Consider the following 18,002-nt stretch of genomic DNA (forward strand, 5'->3'; position numbering starts at 1 on the left):
CAAACAATGCGCCGCCCCTCGCGATCCGAGCATGCGTGATCTCCAAGGCTTGCCGTTCACCGAACGCCGACGCGTAGTGGGGGCGACGTGCCGGAACTGTATTCGGAATCGCTCCGGATGGAGAGGCGGCAAACAAAAGCGCGCCGCCCTTCGATCCGGGCGGCGCGTGATCGTCAAGGCTTGCCGTTCAACGGACGCCTACGCGCAGTTCACCGCGACGTGCCGCAATTGCATTCGGAATCGCTCTAACGCGCCGCCCCGTCCCCTTCGGACCGCGCGTTCCCCGCCCGTCAACCAAGCCCCACGCGCAAATTCAGCACATCGCGCGCGATCGCGAGATACCGGTCGGCCGTACTTTGCAGCGTCAGTCCTTGCAGCGGGCGCGTGGCGCGCGGCTGCGAGAGCGCGTCGAGAAGCGCGCGGCCATAGGCGGCAGTGTCGCTCGTATCGAGCAGTTGCACGCCCGGGAAACCGCCCGCGAACGCGAACGACGCAATGGCGTTGCCCACCACCGGAATGCCGGACGCCAGCGCCTCCAGAAAGCCGATGCTGTGCGCTTCGAAGCTGGACGGCATGGCGAACACGCTCGATGCCCGCAGAATCTGCGCGACGTTCTGCTGTGGTCCCTGAATCGACACGCGATCCTTCAACCCCAACTGGGCGACGCGCTCGACCACCGCCGCGTGATAGTCGAGGTTTTCGACGACGCCGCATAACAGAAGCCGCGCATCGCGATCGGCGCAGGCCACGTGCGCGAAGGCTTCGACCGTCTGCAACTGGTTCTTCTCGGGGATATAGCGGCCGATCTGCACGATCTGCTTGTGCGCGGCGGGCACGCGCGGCCCGGCATCGTCGGCGAAGCGCGAGACATCGACGCCGTTCGGCACCACGATCATCGACGGATGCAGGCCGACTTCCTTCACGTAGTCGTCGATGTTCTTCTGCGATACGCCGATCACCGCCTTCGCGCGGTTGGACAGCAGCCGCTCGGCGCGCATCAGCGCGGCATTGGCGAAGTCGTTCGCGCCCGAGTGCATGACCCAGACGATCGGCACGCGCGTCGGCAACGCGCGCACGTACAGCGCCGGAATGGTCGCGTGCGCGAAGATGATGTCGGGCTTGAACGACCGGATCGCGCGATGCAGAAACAGCAGCCGGCCCAGCTTCGTCGGATTCTTCGCCGGGAAAACGCACGAAACGCCGTGCGCGCGCAACTCTGCGCTGATGTGTCGGAAGTCGTCGTGCTCGGGCATCAGCGAGGCGATCGAGACGCTGTGTCCCGCGCGCTGATGACCGATCGCGACGCCCTTGGCGAGAACTTCCGCCCCCGAAAGGCGAGGCGCCAGTATGACCTGGAGAATTCGCATGCGTGCAGTCCCTCGGTGGTCCGAAGTGCGTTCGGGGCCACGTCCTGCCCACGGTTGCGTGGCGTCCGTCGCCGCTTGCCCACGCTGTCTCGCGTGGTTCGTGCAGCCGAGCACTTCCTGTTTTTATGGTTTTTAGATCGGAGAAAAAACGGCCGTGCGCATCGAACTATCGCTCGATGACACGTCGATCAAGGTACTCCTTGGCTCGCATGGCACGTCGGCCATCTCGTAGTGTTTTTCGGTCGCTGCGGAATTCAATGGCTGCGATATGAGGCGGCGCGCACATGGCGCGAAGCGATACAACCGAAAAGCGATGGAAGGAAAGACACGCTGACGGCGCGCATTGCACGCGCCGCAATTCGTCGGGCTTTGATCCGGCTTTGATCCGGCTTTAATCCAGCTTTAATTGCTGCCGTCTTTCGGGCACTTCAGGTTGCAGCCGTCGGGGTCGCCGTTGTCGCCACGGCGGCGCATCGCGGACGTGCCGCGCTGATACTTGTCGGAAGGCGCGGAGGCGGCAAACGGCATCTGCGGATGCTCGTTGATGCGGAAGTTGTCCTGCAACACGCCGCCAGGAATGCCGGGCGAATTCTGCGCGAACGCGGCGGGAGCGAGATAAACGGCGCCGGCGACGAGCGCGGCGGACAGTGAAGCGAGCAACGTGAATTTCATGGCGATTTTCGCGCGTCGAAGGCGCGTCTGGAACGAGAAGAAAACGCTGAAACGAAAAACCGAAGCCGCTAGGTTAACGCAATTCGCTCAAGCCGGCGGTTTCGACAGGCGAGATTCGTCTTACCGTCCGTTTCGCGCATCGGCGCTCATTCAGCCGTGAAGCCCCTCCTCGACTTCCAGCAGCGTCCCGCAGCGTTGCGGATCGTAGCCGCCCAGGTGCGCCACGCTATCGCTGAACGCCGCGCTGCGCAGCACCCCGAGCACGCTCACGAGCCGCGCTTCGGCGAGCCGTGCGCGCTCGCAGGCGAAGAAATAGTCCTCGTCGATGACCGGAATGAAATCGAGCCCGAAATGCTGCGCCGCAGGCTGCACGCCGAAGCCCAGGTCGGCCATGCCGCTCGCGACGAACGCCGCGATGGCCGAATGCGTGAGCTCCGTCGACGCGTAACCATTGATCTCGTCCGGATCGACGCCCACGCCGCGCAGCGACAGGTCGAGCAGCATGCGCGTGCCGGACCCCGGCTGCCGGTTCACGAAACGCACGTCGTTGCGCGCCAGATCGCGCAAGCCGCTGATCTGCTTGGGGTTGCCCTTCGGCAGAAAGAGTCCCTGCGTGCGCCGCGTCAGGCGAATCAGCTGATGCTTCTTCGGATCGAGATACGGTCGATAGATTTCCGCGCAGGTCGAGCGGAACTTGCCGATAGGCAAGTGAAAACCGGCGAGCTCGCATTCGCTGCGCGCGAGCGCCCTCACCGCTTCCGCGCTCTCGCGGTACTTGATGTCCACCGGCACGCGCCGTTCGCCGAGCGCGCGAACGAGCGTGGCGACCGCGTAGCCGTGCGATGCGTGAATGCGCAGGTTCGATACTTCGCCCGCGAGCCGGCGATTCAGTTCGTCGGCGACATCGGTGGCGACTGCCTGCAACGGCGCTTCCAGGCGATCGCCGCAAAGACGCTGCGCACGTAGCACCGACTCGCCGAGTTCCGACAGCACCGATCCGCGCCCGCGTGATTTCGTGATGAGCGCGCCGCCCAGCCGCGCCTCGATTTCACGCAGCAGACCCCACGCATGACGATAGGACAAACCCTTAGCGCTCGCTGCGTTGGCGATGCTGCCCGTCTGCGCCACGAGTTGCAAAAGCGGGACAACCGCGCTGAGACTGGTTTCGCGGCCATCGGGGTCGCGCAGGATCAGTTCGGCCCGGCATTCGACGTCGACCATATGTATTGTCCTTTCCTATTGCCAAGATATATCACGACGCCTATTGTTCTTTCACGGGCTCGGCGCCCCGATTATACGACTGATATATGCACCGATAAAACATATGCCGAGCCTTGGAGGAACCCCATGACGCAACCGCAGCTGTCCGCCGCCGAAGCAGACGAACTCGTGCGCCGTCACGCCGTGCAAGGCGCGACCTTGATGACGATCCTGCACGCCATTCACGACGAAACCGGCTTCGTGCCGGCCGAAGTCGTCGCGCCGCTCGCTCGCACCTTATCGCTTTCGCGCGCCGAAGTGCATGGCACGATCACCTACTACCATCACTTCCGTTCCGCGCCGCCCGCGCGCGTGACCGTGCAGCTATGCCGCGCGGAAGCGTGCCGCAGTATGGGAACGGAGGCGCTGAAGGATCACATCGAAGGGCACACCGGCTGTCGTTTCGACAGCGGCCATGCAGAGGACACGGAACTCGAATCCGTGTATTGCCTCGGCCAGTGCGCGCTCTCGCCGGCCATGACCATCAACGGCGAGCTTCACGCGAAGGTGACGCCGCAAAAATTCGATCGCCTGTACGACGCGGTGAAGCAAAGCAGCGAGGTGACGGCATGACGCGCATCTACGTTCCCTGCGACTCGTCGGCGCTCGCGCTCGGCGCCGATCGCATCGCGAAGGCGATTGCGAGCGAAGCAGCACAACGCGGCATCGACGTGCAGATCGTGCGCAACGGCTCGCGCGGGCTCTTGTATCTGGAACCGCTCGTCGAAGTGGAGACGGCACAAGGGCGCATCGGCTACGCGAACGTCGAAGAAGACGAGATCGCCGCGCTTTTCGATGCAGGCTTCCACGAAGGCGGCGCGCACGAGAAGAACGTCGGCATCGTCGACGACATTCCGTATCTGAAGAAGCAGCAGCGTCTGACCTTCGCGCGCATCGGCATCACGGACCCGCTCTCCATCGACGATTACGTGTCGCTCGGCGGCCTGCAAGGCCTGCGCAACGTGCTCGAGATGAACGGCGACGCGGTCTGCGAGGCGCTCGTCGATTCCGGCCTGCGCGGGCGCGGCGGCGCGGCGTTCCCGGCCGGCATCAAATGGAAGACGGTGCGCGCGGCGCTGGCCGAGCAGAAGTACATCGTCTGCAACGCGGACGAAGGCGACTCCGGCACGTTCTCGGACCGGCTCGTGATGGAAAGCGATCCGTACATGCTGATCGAAGGCATGATCATCGCGGGCGTCGCGACCGGCGCGACCAAAGGCTATATCTACGTCCGCAGCGAGTATCCGCATTCGATCGCGACGCTCAATCGCGCGATCGCGAACGCGCGCGAAGCCGGATGGCTCGGCGCGAGCGTGCTCGGCACGTCGCACGCGTTCGAGCTCGAAGTGGCCAAAGGCGCGGGCTCGTATGTCTGCGGCGAGGAAACGGCGCTGCTCGAATCGCTCGAAGGCAAGCGCGGCATCGTGCGCGCGAAGCCGCCGGTGCCGGCGCTCACCGGGTTGTACGGCAAGCCGACCGTCATCAACAACGTGATTACCCTCGCAACCGTGCCGATCATCTTCGCGAAGGGCGCGGCGTTCTATCGCGACTACGGCATGGGCCGCTCGCGCGGCACGCTGCCATTCCAGCTCGCGGGCAACGTGAAGCAAGGCGGCCTCGTCGAACTCGCGTTCGGCGTGACGCTGCGCGAACTCATCCGCGATTTCGGCGGCGGCACGGCGAGCGGCCGGCCGGCGCGCGCGGTGCAAGTGGGCGGCCCGCTCGGCACGTATCTGCCGGAAAGTCAGTGGGACATTCCGCTCGACTACGAAGAGTATGCGAAGGTCGGCGCGGTGGTCGGCCACGGCGGCCTCGTGATTCACGACGACACCTCGAATCTCGCCGAGCTCGCGCAATACGCGATGCACTTCTGCGCGATCGAATCGTGCGGCAAGTGCACGCCCTGCCGCATCGGTTCGACGCGCGGCGAGGAAGTCATCGCGAAGATCCGCGAAGGCGATACGTCGGTCAAGCAGATCACGCTGCTGCGCGAACTCTGCGACACCATGATCGGCGGCTCGCTCTGCGCGATGGGCGGCATGACGCCGTTCCCGGTGCTCTCCGCGCTCGATCATTTCCCCGAAGACTTCGGCCTGCCCCGCACGCCTGCACGGAAAGCGGCATAAGCGGCATAAAAGTACGGAGACACAGAACATGTCCAATACCATCAACGGCTGCGGTTCGGGCAACTGCGCGTGCAAGAGCGCGGCATCGGTGCAACGCCGCGATCCGTTCGACGAGACCGACTACGGCACGCCGCTGCGTCACGCCGATATCGACGTGACGCTCGACATCGACGGCCAGTCGGTCACGGTGCCCGCGGGCACGTCGGTGATGCGCGCCGCGATCGAAGCGGGCGTCAACGTGCCGAAGCTCTGCGCCACCGATTCGCTGGAACCGTGGGGCTCGTGCCGTCTGTGCCTCGTGGAGATCGAAGGCAAGCGCGGTTATCCGGCGTCCTGCACGACGCCTGTCGAAGCGGGCATGAAAGTGCGCACGCAAAGCGACAAGCTGCAACTGCTGCGGCGTAACGTGATGGAGTTGTACATCTCCGATCACCCGCTCGATTGCCTCACCTGCCCCGCCAACGGCGACTGCGAGTTGCAGGACATGGCGGGCGTGGTCGGCCTGCGCGAAGTGCGCTACGGCTACGAAGGCGCGAACCATCTGAAGGACAAGAAGGACGAGTCGAACCCGTACTTCACCTACGATCCGTCGAAGTGCATCGTCTGCAATCGCTGCGTGCGCGCGTGCGAGGAAACGCAGGGCACGTTCGCGCTGACGATCGCCGGACGCGGGTTCGAATCGCGCGTGGCGGCAAGCGAGAACGTGCCGTTCATGGAATCGGAATGCGTGTCGTGCGGCGCGTGCGTCGCCGCGTGCCCGACCGCGACGCTGCAAGAGAAGAGCGTCATCATGCTCGGCCAGGCGGAGCACTCGGTCGTGACGACCTGCGCGTACTGCGGCGTCGGCTGCTCGCTCAAGGCGGAGATGAAGGGCAACACCGTCGTGCGCATGACGCCGAACAAGAACGGCCAGGCGAACGAAGGCCACGCGTGCGTGAAGGGCCGCTTCGCATGGGGCTATGCGACGCACAAGGACCGCATTACGAAGCCGATGATCCGCGCGAAGATCACCGATCCGTGGCGCGAAGTTTCGTGGGACGAAGCGATCAGCTACGCGGCGAGCGAATTCCGCCGCATTCAGGACAAGTACGGGCGCGATTCGATCGGCGGCATCACGTCGTCGCGCTGCACGAACGAAGAGACGTATCTCGTGCAGAAGCTCGTGCGGGCCGCGTTCGGCAACAACAACGTCGATACTTGCGCGCGCGTCTGCCATTCGCCGACGGGCTACGGTCTGAAGACGACGCTCGGCGAATCCGCCGGCACGCAGACGTTCGCGTCCATCGAAAAATCGGACGTGATCGTGGTGATGGGCGCGAACCCGACCGACGGCCATCCGGTCTTCGCCTCGCGCCTGAAGCGCCGCGTGCGCGAGGGCGCGACGCTGATCGTGATCGATCCGCGCCGCATCGATATCGTCGATACGCCGCACGTGAAGGCGTCGCACCATCTGGCGCTGCGGCCGGGAACGAACGTCGCGATGGTCAACGCACTCGCGCATGTCATCGTCACCGAAGGCTTGCTCGACGAAGCGTTCATCGCGCAACGCTGCGAGCCGCGCGCGTTCCAGCAATGGCGCGATTTCGTCGCGCTCGAAGAGAACTCGCCCGAGGCGACGGAAGCGGTCACCGGCGTGCCCGCGCAGCAAGTGCGCGAAGCCGCGCGTATCTACGCGACCGGCGGCAACGCGGCGATCTACTACGGGCTCGGCGTGACCGAGCACGCGCAAGGCTCGACCACCGTGATGGGCATCGCGAACCTCGCGATGGCGACGGCCAACGTCGGCCGCGAAGGCGTCGGCGTGAATCCGCTGCGCGGCCAGAACAACGTGCAGGGCTCGTGCGACATGGGCTCGTTCCCGCACGAGTTGCCGGGTTATCGCCATATCGGCGATGCCGCGACGCGCGCGCTCTTCGAAGAAGCATGGAACGTGACGCTGCAACCGGAGCCGGGCCTACGCATCCCGAACATGTTCGATGCCGCCACGCACGGCACGTTCCTAGGGCTCTATTGCCAGGGCGAGGACATCGTTCAGTCGGACCCGAACACGCAGCATGTCGCGAGCGCGCTGTCGGCGATGGAATGCATCGTCGTTCAGGACATTTTCCTGAACGAGACCGCAAAGTATGCGCACGTGCTCTTGCCGGGCTCGACCTTCCTCGAAAAGGACGGCACTTTCACCAACGCCGAACGCCGCATTTCGCGCGTGCGCAAGGTCATGCCGCCGCTCGCGGGCTACTCGGACTGGGAAGTGACGATCCTGCTTTCCCGCGCGCTCGGCTACGAGATGAACTACACGCATCCGTCCGAAATCATGGACGAGATCGCGCGCCTCACGCCGACCTTCCACGGCGTCTCGTACGAGAAGCTCGACGAGATGGGCAGCATCCAGTGGCCGTGCAACGAGAAGGCGCCCGACGGCACGCCGACGATGCATATCGACGAGTTCGTGCGCGGCAAGGGACGCTTCGTCATCACGAAGTTCGTGCCGACGCCGGAGAAGGTCACGCGCAAGTACCCGCTTCTGCTGACGACGGGGCGCATTCTGTCGCAGTACAACGTCGGCGCGCAGACGCGGCGCACCGAAAATTCGCGCTGGCACGACGAGGACCGCCTTGAGATTCACCCGCACGACGCCGAGGACCGCGGCATCAAGACGGGCGACTGGGTCGGCATCGAATCTCGCGCCGGACAGACGGTGCTGCGCGCGAAGATCACCGACCGCATGCAGCCGGGCGTCGTCTATACGACGTTCCACTTCCCGGAATCGGGCGCGAACGTCATCACCACCGAGTCGTCCGACTGGGCGACCAACTGCCCCGAATACAAGGTCACGGCGGTGCAGGTGTTGCCGGTGGAGCAGCCGTCGCAATGGCAGAAGGACTACTCGCGCTTCAGCACGCAGCAGCTCGAACTGCTCAACATGCGCAGTCTCGCGACCACTTCAGGAAAATGACACATGGACGTGGATAATCTGATCGAGATGGCGAACCGCATCGGCGAGTTTTTCGATTCGATGCCGGATCATGCCGAAGCCGTCGATGGCGTGGCGGATCATATCCGCCGCTTCTGGGAACCGCGCATGCGCGTGGCGATTCTGACCGCGCTGGATAACCCGGAGGCAAGCGCCTCGATGGAGCCGATCCTGCGCGAGGCGCTCACGCTCCACAAGGCGGATCTACAGCCGAAGGCGACGACCGCCTGACACCGCGCTCAAGATATTCGGGCTCTCTGTAGTGCCCATTGCGCCCCGGCAGTATCGGGGCGTTTTCTTTTGCCGCTCACCGCTCAGTCTTCGGCGTACTCGCCCGCCGCGCGCTTGCCGCTTTCCGGACGCTCGGCGCCGAACCACGTTTCGCAGTGACGCAAGAGCGCCTGGGTATCCGCCGGCACGCGACCGCGCGCCGCGATATAGCCGTCCGGCCGCACGAGGTAGAACGCCGGCCGCGTGCGGCCGTACTGATCGGTGAGCGATTGCGCGTCGTCGCCGCTCGTATCCGTGATGCGCCAGATGCGCACCGCGTCCGAGAAAATCGCTTCGATGGACTGCACGAGGCCGTCGAGATTGCTGTCGCGCATCGCGTGGGCCACGGTGAGGGTCGCGGGCGCGAGCGCGATGTCGTCCTCGCCCGTCGGATCGACGAGCAGAAAGAGCGAGAAGCAACCGGGATCGTGCAGATCGTACAGACAGCCGACGCCCGGCAGACGCCCGAGCGGGCCATCGACGACATGCACGCGCGCATCCGGCGCGCGTTCACCGGCGCGCGGTCCGCCATCGAGCACCCGTTCCAGCGTGAGCGGGCTCTTGCGATAGTTAATCGACAGTTCGCTCACCGTGCGGCGCATCGCGTCGCGCAGCGGGCCGATAGCCGCGAGCGCGGGCATGACGTGCTCGCGCATCAGCTTCATCGGGCCGTGCCCGGCTTCGGCCAATTGCGTGAGCATGCTCGTCTGACGCAGCACGTCGCGCTCGATCGGATGCCGCTCCGCGTAGTACGTGTCGAGCAGGCGGTCCGACGCGCCGCCCGCGAGCAGGCGCGCAATCTTCCAGCCGATGTTGAACGCTTCCTGAATGCCCGTGTTCATGCCCTGCGCGCCGGCGGGGCTGTGCACGTGCGCGGCATCGCCCGCGAGGAAGATGCGTTGCACGCGCAGGCGGTCCACCATGCGGCTGTTCACGCGGAAATACGACGACCACGCGAGGTCCCACAGCTTCACGCGATGATGCACGCGCCGCTCGACGAGCGCGCGGCATTCGTCGAGATCGGGACCGCTCTTCGGCGCGTCGGCGGCGGGTGCCGGCTCGTGCGTCGCGAGATCGCCGATGAGACGGGCGCGACCGCCCCCCATCGGAAAGAGCGCGGCGAGCCCTTCTTGCGACGCGAAGATGTGGAATTCGTCGTCGGGCCAGTCGTAATCGGCCTGAACGTCGGCGAGCAGGAATGTCTGGTCGAAGGTCTTGCCCTCGAAGCCGATGTCGAGCCTGTGCCGCACGATGCTATGCGCGCCGTCCGCCGCGATCATGTACGACGGGCGCAGCGTTTCTTCGCGTCCGCCGGGATGCCGCAGCGTCGCCTGAATGCCCGCCGAGCCCTGCGTGAAATCGGTCAGCGCGACGCCGCGCTCGACCTTCACGCCCGATTCGGCAAGATGCTCGGCGAGCAGCCGCTCAGTCTCGCATTGCGGCAGAAAGAGCAGATACGGATAGCGCGTTTGCAGCGGATCGAAGTCGAGACGCGCGAGGCGCTGGCCGTTGGAATAGAGATTGGCGACGCGCGCCCGATGCCCGAGTTCGAGAAACGGCTCCACCGTGCGATGCTGCTCGAAGAGTTCGAGCGTGCGCGCCTGAATGCCGATGGCGCGCGAATACGGCGAAGGCTGCGGCGCCTGGTCGATGAGGCGCACGGGAACGTGAGCGCGCGAGAGGCTCATCGCGGCGGCGAGGCCCGTGGGTCCGGCGCCGACGATCAGCACCGGCGCGACGTCGAGCATGTCGTTCGGATTCGGCTTGCGCGTGAACATGCACGGAATCTCCGGCAGGTTTTTAGCGGGTATTTGTCTCCGGCTAGTGTACGCCGGGTTGCCCGCGGCGGTTCGCTCCGACAGTTCTGCGGTGTTGCAAGACGCACTCGGACGAGCTGTCCGTGACATCCACCTGCACGGTGGTGTGATGCATCGCGTGATCGCGCCGCAGCGTGGCGACGACGCCCTGCAAGAAGGCATCGCCCGGATGGCCCTGCGGCATGACGAGGTGCACGGTCAGCGCGTTCTCCGTCGTCGAGAGCGCCCAGACGTGCAGATCGTGCACGCCGCGCACGCCCGGCAGCCCCGACAGATAGCCGCGAATGCGCGCCGTGTCGACGCCGGGCGGCACCGCGGCGAGCGCGAGACGCATCGCGTCCCGGCCGAGTCCCCAGGTACCGTACAGAATGACCGCCACCACGATGATGCTCATCACCGGGTCGAGCCAGTTCCAGCCCGTGTAGAGGATGACCAGCCCGCTCACGGCGACGGCGGCGGAAATGGCGGCATCGGCGGCCATGTGCAAGAACGCGCCGCGCACGTTCAGGTCTTCCTTGCTGCCGCGCATGAAGAGCCACGCGGAGAAGCCGTTCACGACGAGCCCGACCATCGCGACGATGAACACGTCCAGCCCCGCCACGGGTGCCGGGTTCAGGAGGCGCTGAACGGCTTCGAGGATGATCGCGCCGCATGCCAGCAAGAGCAGCGCGGCATTGGCGAGCGAAGCCAGAATCGACGAGCTGCCGAGCCCGAACGTGTAGCGCGCGCTCGGCCGGCGCGTGCCGAGCCATACCGCGCCCCACGCGAGCAACAGGCCGAGCACGTCGGACAGATTGTGGCCGGCGTCGGCGAGCAGCGCGGTCGAATGCGCGAGCAAACCGTACACCGCCTGCACGACGACGATCAGCAGGTTCAGCCCGACCGCGAGCGCGAACGTGCGCCCTTGCCCGGCCTGCGGCGCGTGATGGTGATGATGATGCCCGCCCGCCCCGTGGCTGTGGCCTTCGTGCGCGGCGTGATGGTCGTGCGCGTGGTGATCGTGGTGATCGTGGTGATCGTGTTCGTGATGCGTATGCGTGCTCATGAGCGTGACGGTGTTCGAGTCGGTGTCAGTTGATGTCGGTTGCGTCGGACTGCGGCTCGGCGACGTGTTCCAGCAGTTCCGCCAGCATGCCGCTGATGTGCCGGTCCGCGGCCACGTAGAACACCTGCTTGCCCTGCCGCTCCGCTCGCACGATCCGCGCCGCGCGCAACAAACGCAAATGGTGGCTCACGAGCGACCCCGACAGGCCCAGCGATTCGGCAATGGAGCCGACGGCGCGCTTCTGCTCGACGCAGGCGAGCACGATGCGCAGGCGCGTCGGGTCGCCGAGCAGACGGAACAGGTCGGCGAGCGGCACGACGCGATCATCGGAAGTCGCGCCGCCGAGCGCGAATGGAGACGAGGCCAACGGAGTCATCAACATATGAATAGGTGTTCACATGTTAGTTACCATCGTCGCAACATGTCAACAGAAGAATCCGGAGCGGGGCTTTCCAGTGTGGGAAAATGCGGGGTTTGCAAAATTTCTCCGTCATGGACACCGTATTCGCCCGCGGCTTCGCGGCCCATCGTGACGGCCGCCTGACCGAAGCGGAACGCGACTATCAAGCCGCGCTCGCCGCAGAACCCTCCCACGTCGAAGCCCTGCACTATCTCGGCGTGCTGCGTCATCAACAGGGACAGCACGAAGAGGCCGCGGCGCTCGTCGCGCGCGCCGTGGATCTGCGCCCGACGGACGCCGCCCTGCAGCTCAATCTCGGCAACGCGCTGAAGGCGCTCGGGCGCCTGGACGACGCTATCGAACGCTTTCGCAATGCGCTCACGCTCGCGCCCGGTTTCCCGCTCGCGCAGTACAACCTCGGCAACGCGTACACGGCGCTCGGCCGCCACGAAGACGCCGCGGATGCCTTCGAAAAGGCGCTGCGCGCGCAACCGAACGATCCCGCCGCGTGGAACAACTTCGGCAACGCGCTGGCGGCGCTGTCGCGCCACGAGGACGCCGCGCGCGCGTTTCGCCGCGCGCTCGCCCTGCGGCCGCGACACGCCGGCGCGCACAACAACCTCGGCATGGCGCTGAACGCGCTCGGCGATCCGCTCGGCGCGATCGCGCACTTTCGCGCGGCCATCGACGCGGAGCCGGACTATGTCGCCGCGCATTTCAATCTCGGCAATCTGCTGGATTCGCGCGGCCATCCGGAAGAAGCCCTGCCCTCGCTGGAGAAGACCGTGCGCTTGCAGCCGCGCTTCGCGCCGGGACACTTCGGGCTCGGACACGCGCTCGCCAAGCTGAATCGTCACGACGAAGCCGTGCAGTGTTACGAGCGCGCGGTCGGCCTCGATCCGAAATACGCGGTCGCGTGGCTGTGTCTCGGCAATTCGCATCTCGCGCTCGCCGCGCACGCCGCCGCGATCCGCGCGTTCGATCAGGCGTTGCGGCTCGATGCCGGGATGCCCGCCGCGCATCTGAATCGCGGGCTCGCGCTCCTCGCCACCGGCGACTACGAACGCGGCCTGCCCGAATACGAATGGCGCCTGAAGACGCCCGGCAGCGAAAACGCGCCGCCGCTGCCGCGCTGGCGGGGCGAACCGCTGCCCGGCCGCACGCTGCTCGTGCGCGCGGAGCAGGGCTTCGGCGACACGCTGCAGTTCGTGCGCTTCGCGGCGTATGCGGCAAAGCGCGTCGGCAAGCTGGTGCTGGAAGTGCAGCCCGCGCTCGTGCCGCTTTTGGCACCGGCCGCGCATGCGGCGCGCATCGAACTGAGAAGCCGCGCGGATGCTCCCCTCCCAACCGCCGACGCGTTCTGCCCGCTCCTGAGCCTGCCGCTCGCGCTCGGCGTCACGTCGCCGGACGCGCTTCCCGCGCGCACGCCTTATCTCGTCGTGCCAGCCGACTACCGCCGCAAATGGCGCGGCTCGCTGGGCGGCCAGGCGAAGCGCAAGATCGGCATCGCGTGGTCCGGGCGGTTGCAGCCCGGCGAGACGCGCTCGGCGCCCGTCGAGGCGCTCGCGCCGCTCTTCGCGCTGGAAGGCATCGACTGGATCGTGCTGCAGCCGTTTCTCACCGAAGACGAACGCGCGGTGCTGCTCGCGCATCCGCAGGCCAAGTCGATTCATCGCTTCGAAGGAAGGCTCGAAAACTTCGCCGATACCGGCGCGATCGTCGACCGGCTCGATGCGGTCGTGAGCGTCGATACATCGGTCGCGCATCTGGCGGGCGCCCTCGGCAAACCTGTCTGGGTGATGCTGCCGTTTGCGGCCGACTGGCGCTGGGGCGTCGACGACGAACGCAGCGCGTGGTATCCGAACGCGCGACTCGTGCGGCAGCGCGCGCCGGGCGACTGGCACGGCGTGGTCGCACAAGTCGCGGCGGCATTGCGCGACTGATTTCCGTCGCGCCAATAAAAAACGCCTCGCGTCACACGGACGCGAGGCGTTCTACGCAGAAGGTTCCGAACGAACTCAGGCGGTCTTGTACTGGTTCCGCGCCTCGGACGAGCGATACAGCACGAGCGTCGCGATCAGTCCGCACACGGCGGCGAGACCCATCCACAGGCCCGGCGCGGCCTTGTTGCCGGTCGCGTGAATCAGATACGTCGAGATGGCGGGCGTGAAGCCGCCGATGGTCGTCGCGAGGCTGTAGGCCATCGAGAAGCCGGTGGTGCGCACTTCGACCGGCATCACTTCGGTGAGCGCCACGACCATCGCGCCGTTATAGCTGCCGTACAGGAACGAGAGCCACAGTTCGACCATCAGAAGGCGCGCGAACGACGGGTCCGCGACCAGCCACTGCACCGCCGGATACGACGTGAGAATCGTCGCGATGGTGAAGAAGAGCAGCACCGGACGGCGGCCGATGCGGTCGGACAACGCGCCCATCACCGGCAGCCACACGAGGTTCGAGAGACCGACGCACACGGTGACGACGAGCGCGTCGATGGCGGACAGCTTCAGCACTTCCTTGCCGAAAGTCGGCGTGTACGCGGTGATCATGTAGAACGACACCGTCGTCATGATCACCATGCCCATGCCGGCGATGACGATCGGCCAGTTCTGCATGATCGAGCGCGCGATCTGGCCCATGTCCGGGCGATGCTTTCTCGCGAGGAACTCGTCCGTCTCACGCAGCGAGCGACGGATGATGAAGAGGAAGGGCACGATCAGGCAGCCGATCAGGAACGGCACGCGCCAGCCCCACGCGCCCATTTGCTCGGGCGGCAGCGCGCGGTTCATGATGACGCCGATGAGCGCCGCGAACACGACCGCCACCTGCTGGCTGCCGGACTGCCACGAGCAATAGAATCCCTTGTTGCCCTTGGTCGCGATTTCGGACAGATACACCGACACGCCGCCCAGTTCCACGCCCGCCGAGAAGCCTTGCAGCAGCCGCCCGCCAAGCACGACGATCGGCGCGAGCGCGCCGATGGTCGCGTAGCCCGGCACGAGCGCGACGCACGCGGTGCCGATCGCCATCAACGTGAGCGTGAGAATGAGGCCCTTGCGCCGGCCGTGATGGTCGATGTATGCGCCGAGCACGATGGCGCCGACCGGGCGCATCAGAAAGCCCGCGCCGAAGACGGACAATGCGAGCATGAGCGAAGCGAAATCGCTGCCGCTCGGGAAGTACGTCTTGGCAATAGCCGAGGCGTAATAGCCATAAACCATGAAATCGTACATCTCAAGGAAGTTTCCGCTGACGACGCGAAAAACCGTCTTGAACTTCGATTCATTGGCGGGTGCAACGTGGGTCGTGGACATGAACTTTCTCGAATCTTGGCGAGCGCGCGGCATTCGGCCGCGAATCCCGATTTCTTAGGGTTAACCCGTTACATTGTTTGTAAGCGTGGGTCTAGTGCGATCTTAACGCCTGCCGGCCGATTTGCTGCATAAACTTCGTGCAATTTGCGGCTATTAACATTAACTTCGCCTTACTGTTTTCTAACTGTATGCCTACACGAACTACCATCACGATGCGCGAAGGAAAAATCCACGATGCGTCGCTGATTGCGTCGATGCACACGCGAAGCTGGGCATCGGCGTATCGCGGCATGCTTCCGGACGCTTACCTCGACGAAGCGTTGCCGCATGAACGAGCGGAACACTGGCAGACGCGCATGAAGGACATCGCGCGCGGCGCGGGGTGCGTGCTGATCGCCGAGTCGGGTGGCGAGCCTGCCGGCTTCGTATGCGTCGAAACGCCGGACGAAACCGGCAGCGCGCTCATCGACAATCTGCACGCGTTGCCGGCGTTTCGCGGCTGCGGCGTGGGCAGCGTCCTGCTCGATGCCGCCGCCGCGTGGGCGCGAGGGCGCGGCGCGCGTCAAATGCATCTGTCGGTGCTCGAAGCCAACACGGCGGCCATCGGCTTCTACGAATCGCGCGGCTGGACGCGCTCGGCACGCGAAGAGGACAAGCTGGGCGGCGTCGATGTCGTCTGTCTTCGTTACGTTCGCGCATTTGCCTGACGACTCGCAACCACAGCCACCTTCATTCGTCAATCAGCGGTCCTATAAAAAATCGTCTTTCGGAGTAATCCTGTCGCGTGGTGCGCGGGCGTTTCGTATGATCGCGGGTCAACTTCGGCTTTGCCGCAGGACGCGTCCGAAGCCCCGTCCATCGCCGGGCGCGACGCACTCCGGGCCTGGACGCGGCCCGGTCCCGCGTGCTGCCCGCGTGCTGCCCCATGCTTCTGGAATCTCCATGACCGAACCTCTGATCGCCATCGAAGGCAAGCTGCGCCTGCCGCCGCTGCGCCCCCTCGCCGATCCGTCGCTGACGTTCGGTCGCGAGTGGTCGCCCGCGCCTACGCGCCCCGTTCGCTCGGACTCCGAAGTTCCGATCAGCGCGGCGCGCTTCGAGACCGCTTACGTCGAAGCAGCGCGTCTGTCGGACGCGAGCTCGCCGTATCGCGCGGCCAGCCTGTGGGGCGTGTTCTCGGAGGACCAGATTCGCCGGAAGATGCTGCAGCTGATGCAGGCGGCGGAACCGCAGGCGACGCATGGCAAGGAAGCGCCAGCCGGCGCGGCGCCCATTCCGATCGCGGTCAGCGCGCCAGTGTCCGAGCAAAGCCGCGCAGCCGCTTCGCACAAGCCGCTTCGCACGGCCATCGCCCTTGCGTGCGCCGCGTTGATCGCGTGGCTGCTTTTCGGCTACCAGCACCGTCCGGCAAGCGACGAACCGGCGGCGCTCTCATCGGCGGCTCCCGTGCAATCGACGCCGCCCGCAATGGTCGAAACGACGCGCATCGTCGCGCACGCGGCTTCAGGCGTCGAAGCTAAGGCCGTTGCCGCGGAACCAGCGCCCGCTAGCGCGCTTCAGGCGGCATCGCACGTGGACAACAGCGCCGCGCCACCGGTCGAGACCCATGTCGGCGTCCGCCACGCGGGCATGAAGTGGCGCAGCGTCGCGCGCACCGTTTCGACCTCGCCGGTCAACACGTCGCGCCGGCAAGCGCACGCGCGCGTGGCGGCGTCGGTGGCGTCGGTGGCGCAGGGCAAGCGTGCATCCCACATTGCGACGGCGCACGGCAGACAGACCATTGCGCGAGCCGGCGAGCCGCGCCACAACGCATCCGCCAGCGCGACGAACGGGCCCAACGCGATGAACGTCGAGGCGCTCTACGCCGTGCTTCAGCACTCGCCGACGCTCGACAGCAACGCCGTGTCGCGAGCGGACCACCGTTCGGCCGACGCCCCCTCGAACTAGTCAGGACGGCCCGCGCCGCCCGCCAACCTTATCGGCATCACGCCAACATGAAGCACTCACGTTTTATCCGTACCGCGACGCTCGCTGTCGCTCTGTCTGTCCTCGGCGCGTTCGCCAGCGCGTTCGCTGCGCCCGTCGCAAACGCCCCGCAAGCGTCGCCCGCGCAACTGCCCGCCGAGGACTTGTCGAACGTGAAAGCGGACGGCTCCGCGCCCACCGCCGGCAATCTGGCCGAATTGCAGGAGCTCGTGCAGGCGGGCAGCGTCACCGAATTGCGCGCCACGCGGAACGCGAGCTACGGCGCGAAGCTCTACTTCCTGCCGAAGGACATGGTCTACTACGTCGCGCTTCAGCAGGAAACGCAGTTGTGGCGCGTGGTCAAGACACAAGACGCCAGCCGCGCCGAGGCGCTCTACGCGCAGTTCGCGCGCAAGAGCTACGAACTCGCGGACGGCGAAATTCGCCGCGCGCAGTTGCAGGCGCAGACGGCGCTGCTCGAACGCGTGATCGCGGTGTCGTCGAACCGGGCGAGCCGCTTGTCCGCGGATCTCGCGCTCGCGCAGCAGCAGGACTCGCAGGTGTCCGAGCGTCAGCAGAAGCTGCAAGCGGAATCCGCCGCATTGCAAACCGACAAGCTCGAAGCGGAACGCAAGCTGCGCGCGCTGCAGCAGCAGGTCGAGCAGCTTCAGCGCGCGACCGAGGCAGGTCTGACGTCCGCGCCGCCGACACCGCTGCGCTGATCGCAAGCAAAAAAAGCACAAGGCCCGCTCGATGCAGCGGGCCTTGTGCTTTTGCACGGAAGAAACCGCG

General features: G+C 65.9%; 15 protein-coding genes. 8 read left to right on the top strand and 7 right to left on the bottom strand.

Annotated features, from left to right (window positions below):
• Positions 1-290: 290 nt before the first annotated feature.
• The 3 genes from NCR35_RS11635 to NCR35_RS11645 all read right to left on the bottom strand — a co-directional run bounded on the left by NCR35_RS11635 (position 291) and on the right by NCR35_RS11645 (position 3,260).
• On the bottom strand, positions 291-1,367 hold the full coding sequence (locus NCR35_RS11635) for a glycosyltransferase family 4 protein (RefSeq protein ID WP_250534456.1): 1,077 nt from the start codon (positions 1,365-1,367) through the stop codon (positions 291-293).
• Positions 1,368-1,769: 402 nt separating this feature from the next.
• Entirely contained in the window at positions 1,770-2,039 is a 270-nt protein-coding gene (locus NCR35_RS11640; RefSeq protein WP_159836746.1) for a hypothetical protein, read from the bottom strand.
• A gap of 150 nt (positions 2,040-2,189) precedes the next feature.
• Positions 2,190-3,260 (bottom strand): substrate-binding domain-containing protein, encoded by a 1,071-nt coding sequence (locus NCR35_RS11645; protein ID WP_250534457.1) that lies wholly within the window; start codon positions 3,258-3,260, stop codon positions 2,190-2,192.
• A 126-nt stretch (positions 3,261-3,386) separates the two neighbouring features.
• Here NCR35_RS11645 and NCR35_RS11650 point away from each other — a divergent pair, with 126 nt between their 5' ends.
• Genes NCR35_RS11650 through NCR35_RS11665 form a run of 4 tightly spaced genes read left to right on the top strand, consistent with a single transcriptional unit; the run spans position 3,387 to position 8,630 of the window.
• A complete protein-coding gene (locus tag NCR35_RS11650; RefSeq protein WP_250534458.1) occupies positions 3,387-3,872 on the top strand; it encodes an NAD(P)H-dependent oxidoreductase subunit E in 486 nt (161 codons plus the stop codon).
• Positions 3,869-5,425: a formate dehydrogenase beta subunit gene (locus NCR35_RS11655; RefSeq protein WP_250534459.1), complete on the top strand. Its 1,557-nt coding sequence runs from the start codon at positions 3,869-3,871 to the stop codon at positions 5,423-5,425. Before NCR35_RS11650 ends, NCR35_RS11655 begins: the two co-directional genes overlap by 4 nt.
• 28 nt (positions 5,426-5,453) lie before the next feature.
• Positions 5,454-8,381 (top strand): formate dehydrogenase subunit alpha, encoded by a 2,928-nt coding sequence (gene fdhF / locus NCR35_RS11660; protein ID WP_250534460.1) that lies wholly within the window; start codon positions 5,454-5,456, stop codon positions 8,379-8,381.
• Between the two features lie 3 nt (positions 8,382-8,384).
• Positions 8,385-8,630 (top strand): formate dehydrogenase subunit delta, encoded by a 246-nt coding sequence (locus NCR35_RS11665; protein ID WP_248320315.1) that lies wholly within the window; start codon positions 8,385-8,387, stop codon positions 8,628-8,630.
• Between the two features lie 83 nt (positions 8,631-8,713).
• On the opposite strand, the gene NCR35_RS11670 is transcribed toward NCR35_RS11665, so the two are convergent.
• Genes NCR35_RS11670 through NCR35_RS11680 form a run of 3 tightly spaced genes read right to left on the bottom strand, consistent with a single transcriptional unit; the run spans position 8,714 to position 11,907 of the window.
• Positions 8,714-10,447: an FAD-dependent monooxygenase gene (locus NCR35_RS11670; protein WP_250534461.1), complete on the bottom strand. Its 1,734-nt coding sequence runs from the start codon at positions 10,445-10,447 to the stop codon at positions 8,714-8,716.
• Positions 10,448-10,490: 43 nt separating this feature from the next.
• Positions 10,491-11,531 (bottom strand): cation diffusion facilitator family transporter, encoded by a 1,041-nt coding sequence (locus NCR35_RS11675; protein ID WP_250534462.1) that lies wholly within the window; start codon positions 11,529-11,531, stop codon positions 10,491-10,493.
• Between the two features lie 25 nt (positions 11,532-11,556).
• Positions 11,557-11,907 carry an ArsR/SmtB family transcription factor gene (locus NCR35_RS11680; RefSeq protein ID WP_244847000.1) on the bottom strand — a complete coding sequence of 117 codons (351 nt, stop codon included), beginning with the start codon at positions 11,905-11,907 and terminating at the stop codon, positions 11,557-11,559.
• A gap of 116 nt (positions 11,908-12,023) precedes the next feature.
• Between NCR35_RS11680 and NCR35_RS11685 the strand changes: the two genes are divergently transcribed.
• Positions 12,024-13,874, top strand: coding sequence for a tetratricopeptide repeat protein (locus NCR35_RS11685; protein ID WP_250534463.1), 1,851 nt, complete (start codon positions 12,024-12,026; stop codon positions 13,872-13,874).
• 75 nt (positions 13,875-13,949) lie between these two features.
• Here NCR35_RS11685 and NCR35_RS11690 read toward each other — a convergent pair whose 3' ends face one another.
• Positions 13,950-15,245: an MFS transporter gene (locus NCR35_RS11690; protein WP_248320320.1), complete on the bottom strand. Its 1,296-nt coding sequence runs from the start codon at positions 15,243-15,245 to the stop codon at positions 13,950-13,952.
• 212 nt (positions 15,246-15,457) lie between these two features.
• Between NCR35_RS11690 and NCR35_RS11695 the strand changes: the two genes are divergently transcribed.
• The 3 genes from NCR35_RS11695 (at position 15,458) to NCR35_RS11705 (ending at position 17,932) form a co-directional block, all read left to right on the top strand.
• Positions 15,458-15,952, top strand: a complete 495-nt coding sequence (locus NCR35_RS11695) for a GNAT family N-acetyltransferase (protein WP_250534464.1) — start codon at positions 15,458-15,460, stop codon at positions 15,950-15,952.
• Between the two features lie 235 nt (positions 15,953-16,187).
• A complete protein-coding gene (locus NCR35_RS11700) occupies positions 16,188-17,192 on the top strand; it encodes a hypothetical protein (RefSeq protein WP_250534465.1) in 1,005 nt (334 codons plus the stop codon).
• A 47-nt stretch (positions 17,193-17,239) separates the two neighbouring features.
• Positions 17,240-17,932: a DUF2968 domain-containing protein gene (locus tag NCR35_RS11705; RefSeq protein ID WP_250534466.1), complete on the top strand. Its 693-nt coding sequence runs from the start codon at positions 17,240-17,242 to the stop codon at positions 17,930-17,932.
• Positions 17,933-18,002 lie beyond the last annotated feature (70 nt).

The organism is Caballeronia sp. AZ10_KS36 (assembly GCF_023631105.1).
In the GTDB taxonomy this organism is placed as follows: domain Bacteria; phylum Pseudomonadota; class Gammaproteobacteria; order Burkholderiales; family Burkholderiaceae; genus Caballeronia.

Excerpts from the sequence above, each read along its gene's own strand:
- NCR35_RS11705 (WP_250534466.1), top strand. The coding sequence starts at position 17,240 with ATGAAGCACTCACGTTTTATCCGTACCGCGACGCTCGCTGTCGCTCTG.
- NCR35_RS11700 (WP_250534465.1), top strand. The coding sequence starts at position 16,188 with ATGACCGAACCTCTGATCGCCATCGAAGGCAAGCTGCGCCTGCCGCCG.
- NCR35_RS11680 (WP_244847000.1), bottom strand. The coding sequence starts at position 11,907 with ATGACTCCGTTGGCCTCGTCTCCATTCGCGCTCGGCGGCGCGACTTCC.
- NCR35_RS11650 (WP_250534458.1), top strand. The coding sequence starts at position 3,387 with ATGACGCAACCGCAGCTGTCCGCCGCCGAAGCAGACGAACTCGTGCGC.
- NCR35_RS11695 (WP_250534464.1), top strand. The coding sequence starts at position 15,458 with ATGCGCGAAGGAAAAATCCACGATGCGTCGCTGATTGCGTCGATGCAC.
- NCR35_RS11655 (WP_250534459.1), top strand. The coding sequence starts at position 3,869 with ATGACGCGCATCTACGTTCCCTGCGACTCGTCGGCGCTCGCGCTCGGC.
- NCR35_RS11685 (WP_250534463.1), top strand. The coding sequence starts at position 12,024 with ATGGACACCGTATTCGCCCGCGGCTTCGCGGCCCATCGTGACGGCCGC.
- NCR35_RS11665 (WP_248320315.1), top strand. The coding sequence starts at position 8,385 with ATGGACGTGGATAATCTGATCGAGATGGCGAACCGCATCGGCGAGTTT.
- NCR35_RS11640 (WP_159836746.1), bottom strand. The coding sequence starts at position 2,039 with ATGAAATTCACGTTGCTCGCTTCACTGTCCGCCGCGCTCGTCGCCGGC.
- NCR35_RS11635 (WP_250534456.1), bottom strand. The coding sequence starts at position 1,367 with ATGCGAATTCTCCAGGTCATACTGGCGCCTCGCCTTTCGGGGGCGGAA.
- NCR35_RS11645 (WP_250534457.1), bottom strand. The coding sequence starts at position 3,260 with ATGGTCGACGTCGAATGCCGGGCCGAACTGATCCTGCGCGACCCCGAT.
- NCR35_RS11670 (WP_250534461.1), bottom strand. The coding sequence starts at position 10,447 with ATGTTCACGCGCAAGCCGAATCCGAACGACATGCTCGACGTCGCGCCG.
- NCR35_RS11690 (WP_248320320.1), bottom strand. The coding sequence starts at position 15,245 with ATGTCCACGACCCACGTTGCACCCGCCAATGAATCGAAGTTCAAGACG.
- fdhF (WP_250534460.1), top strand. The coding sequence starts at position 5,454 with ATGTCCAATACCATCAACGGCTGCGGTTCGGGCAACTGCGCGTGCAAG.
- NCR35_RS11675 (WP_250534462.1), bottom strand. The coding sequence starts at position 11,531 with ATGAGCACGCATACGCATCACGAACACGATCACCACGATCACCACGAT.